A 4,539-nucleotide genomic window follows, 5' to 3' on the forward strand; every position below is an offset into this window, starting at 1 on the left:
ACGCTCTTCTCGACGGTCAGCTTCTCCACATTCCCCTTGGAGTAAAAGCAGTCGGCAAAGCAGATGATCTGCTCCTCGAGGGTGATCGGTACCATATCGCGGTGCGGCATCTCGTAGCCCTCGCGGAGGATCTCCTCCAGCGTCACGCCGGTGCCGGTATGCCGCTCGCAGACGAGAGCGTGACGTGGCAGCCCCTCCTTGCGGAGGAGGTCGGCACCGAGGGCACCGTGCATCAGGTAGGGCTTGGTGCCGTGGCAGTCTATGCTCGGCGCATCGGTGAGGAAGATGCCGATGTCGTGGAGCATTGCCGCCTCGGCGACGAAATCTCGGTCTAAGTGCCACTCGGGATGGCGATCGACGATATCCAGCGCCTTCGCCGTCACCCGCTCGCTGTGGATCGTCAGGATGCGGTACGCCTCCGACACGGGGTCGTAGTACTTGCGGATCAGCTCCAGAGGGTCAACACACTTACTCATGGGGGTTACTTGTCTGATACGAGACGACAGTCCACGGAGCCGATCGCCAGCTCTGCGCGGGCAAAGATCGGTAGTCGCTTGGCATCACGGGTGATGTAAAGCCGCAGCGTGTCCTGATTCTTCTTAAATCCCGGGTCGCCAATGTCGAAGCTTACCTCCATCGTGCTGACTGACTTGCCCTTATACTTCCGCACTTTGTAGCCGATGAAGGTGAAGCGCCCCTCTGTCAGCTCCTTGCCGAGCGGGATGATGAAGCTCTGCCCGCTCTTGGCAGCTGCCAGCTCGTCCTCGGGTATCGCCCGCACATAGGCGACCATGGAGATCAGGTCCAGCACGGCCGCACTCGTCGCATCGATGCGGCTGTCGCGCGACTCCCGCAGGGTGCCGTCCTCGTGGTACTGCCGTGCACTGGTAAAGACGGTCTTGGGGGTAAATCGGTAGGTCACCTCGTCCCGCATACGGTACTTATTCTCATCGATCCCCTTGTAGAAGCGCTGCGGCAGTCGGTCGGCGCCGTACCAGGTCTGCATCGTGTCCCGCATGGGGAAGAAGGTCTCGACGGCATTCTTCGTCCGGAGCAGGAGCCGCGTGGTGCAGCCGCCTCCCGATGTGGGCGTGGTGGTGAGGGTGGCTATGCCTACGCTGCCCTTGATGAAGGCAACGGAGTAGGAGAGGTCAAAGGTGAGCGTCTCAGTCCCCGTCAGCATGGGCGATGACTTGAGCCGTGCGGTGGGACCCTGCGCCACCGCCATCCCCGAGAGGAGCGTGAGGAGCAGGGTAAGGATGTATGATCGTATGTGACGCATCCGACGCTCTACTTCACTTGCCCGCAACAGGTGCCGGGATGATGTCAAATCCAGTGTAGGGGCGCAGCGCCTCGGGGATGACGATGCCCTCAGGTGTCTGGTTATTCTCCAGGAGTGCGGCCACGATGCGGGGGAGTGCAAGTGCGCTGCCATTGAGCGTGTGGACAAGGTGCATTTTGCCGTCCTCGCCCTTGAAGCGACACTTCAGGCGGTTGGCCTGGAAGCTCTCGAAATTGGATACCGAGCTCACCTCCAGCCAGCGCTCCTGTGCAGCGGAGAAGACCTCGAAGTCAAAGGTCAGCGCTGACGTGAAGCTGATGTCTCCGCCACAGAGCCGGACGATGCGGTACGGCAGCTCCAGCTTGGTGACCAGTGTCTCCACGTAGCGAACCATCTGATCCAGTGCCTCGTAGGAGTGGTCGGGGTGCTCGATGCGAACCAGCTCCACCTTGTCAAACTGGTGCAGGCGGTTGAGCCCCCTCACGTCCTTGCCGTAGCTCCCCGCCTCGCGACGGAAGCAGGCGGAGTAGGCGCACATGCGGATCGGCAGGCTCTTCTCATCGACGATCTCGTCGCGGAAGATATTGGTCACCGGCACCTCTGCCGTCGGGATGAGGTAGAAGTCGTCTACCTCGCAGTGGTACATCTGTCCCTCCTTGTCGGGGATCTGCCCGGTGCCGAAGCCGGATGCCTCATTGACGACAAAGGGCGGCTCGATCTCGAGGTAACCCGCCTCGCGCGCGCTGTCCATAAAGAAGCAGATCAGCGCCCTCTGAAGTCTCGTTCCGTAGCCGGTGTAGACGGGGAAGCCCGCCCCGGTGATCTTCACCCCGAGCTCGAAGTCGATCAGGCCATACTCCTTGGCGAGCTCCCAGTGAGGCTTCTTGTGGTCCGGGTGGAGGTCCGGCACCTCACCGCCTCGCCGCTCGATGACATTGTCGTCGGCTGACTTGCCGGTGGGGACAGTCTCCGAGGGAGCGTTGGGCAGGAGCACGATCGTGTCGACCTGCTGCTGCTCCAGCTCTCGCTTGCGGTCAGTCAGCTCCTTGGAGCGGTCCTTGAGGCTACTCACCCTCGCCTTGATCTCCTCCGCCTCGTCGCGCTTGCCATCGCGCATCAGCCCGCCGATCTCTCGGGAGAGCTTATTGATCTCGGCGTTGGTCTCATCGAGCTTGCTCTGGGTCTGTCGGCGCTCCTCGTCGAGGGCGCGCACCTTGTCGATGATCGGCTCCGGGTCGACATTCTTGATCTTCAGTCTCCGGATCGCCTCATCGGTATGCTCCAGTAGGAATTCAGTCGTTAACATCTCGGATCTGTACTCTATCTATTGTTTCGTAATTGCTTGATGTATGTAACATACAAAGGTACCGAATAAATTCAGTACCCCGATAAGAGAGAAATGGCTCAGAAATGGGGCTCGATCTAATATCGGTAGTAGGTCATCCCCATCGGTCTACCTCTTTTTCTTGCTGAGGAGGATCGACCCGATGACCAGTGCGAGCGGGATGGTGATCATCGCCACCACTGCTTCAGTAAATGATAGTTGCTTGTCTTTCATATCCGTGTCTTGTAAGTATTTGACATACGAGGGTATGCCCTGCGATCTATCCGCATACGGCACACGACCTTGCCGTTAAGGTCTCAACCTATGTCCAAATCTACTACTTTCTCTCCTATTGATGCCGTCTGCTTGTTTGTGGGTTTCGTCGTCTTCCTTACCTCTATTGCCATTTTGTGGGTACCTTTGCAAAGGTATTGAATAGGGGAGGGTGTACTCCTTAAGTTTTTCCCGCATCTCTCTCTGCTCTGTAAGTCTCTCAAGTCATGAATTACAGTCTACTCGACTTCCTCAGTCTTCTCGGATCCCTCGGTCTCTTCCTCTACGGGATGAAGATCATGAGTGAGGGTCTGCAGAAAGCTGCCGGAGATCGCCTCCGCTCACTTCTCTCCGCCATCACGTCCAATCGCTTCCTCGGTGCGCTGACCGGGCTCTTCATCACCGCGATGATCCAGTCCTCATCGGCTACGACGGTGATGGTGGTCAGCTTTGTGAATGCCGGGCTCCTCAACCTCACACAGGCGATAGGCGTCATCATGGGTGCCAATATCGGTACCACGGCGACGGCGTGGATCATCTCGCTGCTGGGATTTAAGGTGGAGATAAGTGCCTTCACGATCCCGATGATGGCGATAGGCATCCCACTCATATTCTCTAAGAAAAGCAACCTCAATGCCATAGGAGAGTTCATCTTCGGCTTTGCGTTGCTTTTTTTGGGTCTTGAGTTTCTCAAGGACTCTATGCCCGACCTGCAGAGCAGTCCTGAGGCGCTCGCCTTCCTCTCCAAGTACACCGGGATGGGCTATGGGTCGATCCTGATCTTCCTCCTCATCGGTAGTGTCCTGACCCTGATCGTCCAGTCGTCGAGTGCGATGGTGGCGATCACGCTTGTGATGTGTGCTCAGGGGTGGATCCCCTTCCACATCGGTGCGGCAATGATCCTCGGAGAGAATATCGGTACCACGATCACCGCCAACCTCGCTGCACTGAGTGCCAATACGACCGCCAAGCGGGCTGCCTTCTCGCACCTGCTCTTTAATGTCCTTGGTGTCATCTGGGTGCTGATCCTCTTCTACCCCGTCACCAACCTCGTTGCCTCGATGGTGGTGAGCGGTGGGGGAGCCGACCCGAGGGAGCTGTATGACTACATTGGCTCCCTGGGGAGCCAGTTCTCCAGCGACCAGATCAGCATGATGACCAATGGAGAGACGCTGACCGACCCGGCAATGATAGCCGCTCAGTCACAGATCGTCTCCTACACCAGCGCCGTCAGCATCGGGCTCTCGCTCTTCCATACCTGCTTCAATGTCACCAATATGCTGCTCATGATCTGGTTCGTCCCCCTCTATGCCAAGATCTGCGAGCAGGTGATCCGCCCAGCAAAGAAGAACAAGGGGAATAAGGAGTACAGCCATCTCCAATTCGTCTCCGCACCGCTTCTCTCCACCGGTGAGCTCTCCCTCCTGCAGGTGCAGCGGGAGATGGGGATCTACCTCGGACGGATCCGCACGATGCTGTCTATGGTGCGGGAGCTCTACTTAGAGGAGAACCAAGGGCGCTTTACGCAAATCTTCACGCGACTGGAGAAGTATGAGAATATCTGCGACCGGGTGGAGATCGAGATCGTAGACTTCCTCACCCGTCTGAGTACCAACGACCTCTCCAAGGAGACCCACCACGACATACAGGCCTACATGCG

At 58.1% G+C, this 4,539-nt stretch carries 4 protein-coding genes; 1 reads left to right on the forward strand and 3 read right to left on the reverse strand.

Going from position 1 to position 4,539, the window contains the following annotated elements:
• The 3 genes from Q0F21_RS05560 to serS all read right to left on the reverse strand — a co-directional run.
• Nucleotides 1-476, reverse strand: a 476-nt coding sequence (locus Q0F21_RS05560) for an HD domain-containing protein (protein ID WP_297238149.1), incomplete at its 3' end; no start/stop codon positions are given.
• 5 nt (nucleotides 477-481) lie between these two features.
• Nucleotides 482-1,282, reverse strand: a complete 801-nt coding sequence (locus tag Q0F21_RS05565) for a DUF3108 domain-containing protein (RefSeq protein WP_297238151.1) — start codon at nucleotides 1,280-1,282, stop codon at nucleotides 482-484.
• 13 nt (nucleotides 1,283-1,295) lie between these two features.
• Nucleotides 1,296-2,588, reverse strand: coding sequence for a serine--tRNA ligase (gene serS, locus Q0F21_RS05570; RefSeq protein WP_297238152.1), 1,293 nt, complete (start codon nucleotides 2,586-2,588; stop codon nucleotides 1,296-1,298).
• Nucleotides 2,589-3,106: 518 nt separating this feature from the next.
• On the opposite strand from serS, the gene Q0F21_RS05575 reads away from it, so the two are divergent.
• A partial coding sequence (locus tag Q0F21_RS05575; RefSeq protein ID WP_297238155.1) for a Na/Pi cotransporter family protein occupies nucleotides 3,107-4,539 on the forward strand: 1,433 nt, incomplete at its 3' end.

This window comes from uncultured Porphyromonas sp. (assembly GCF_934359325.1).
GTDB lineage: Bacteria > Bacteroidota > Bacteroidia > Bacteroidales > Porphyromonadaceae > Porphyromonas_A.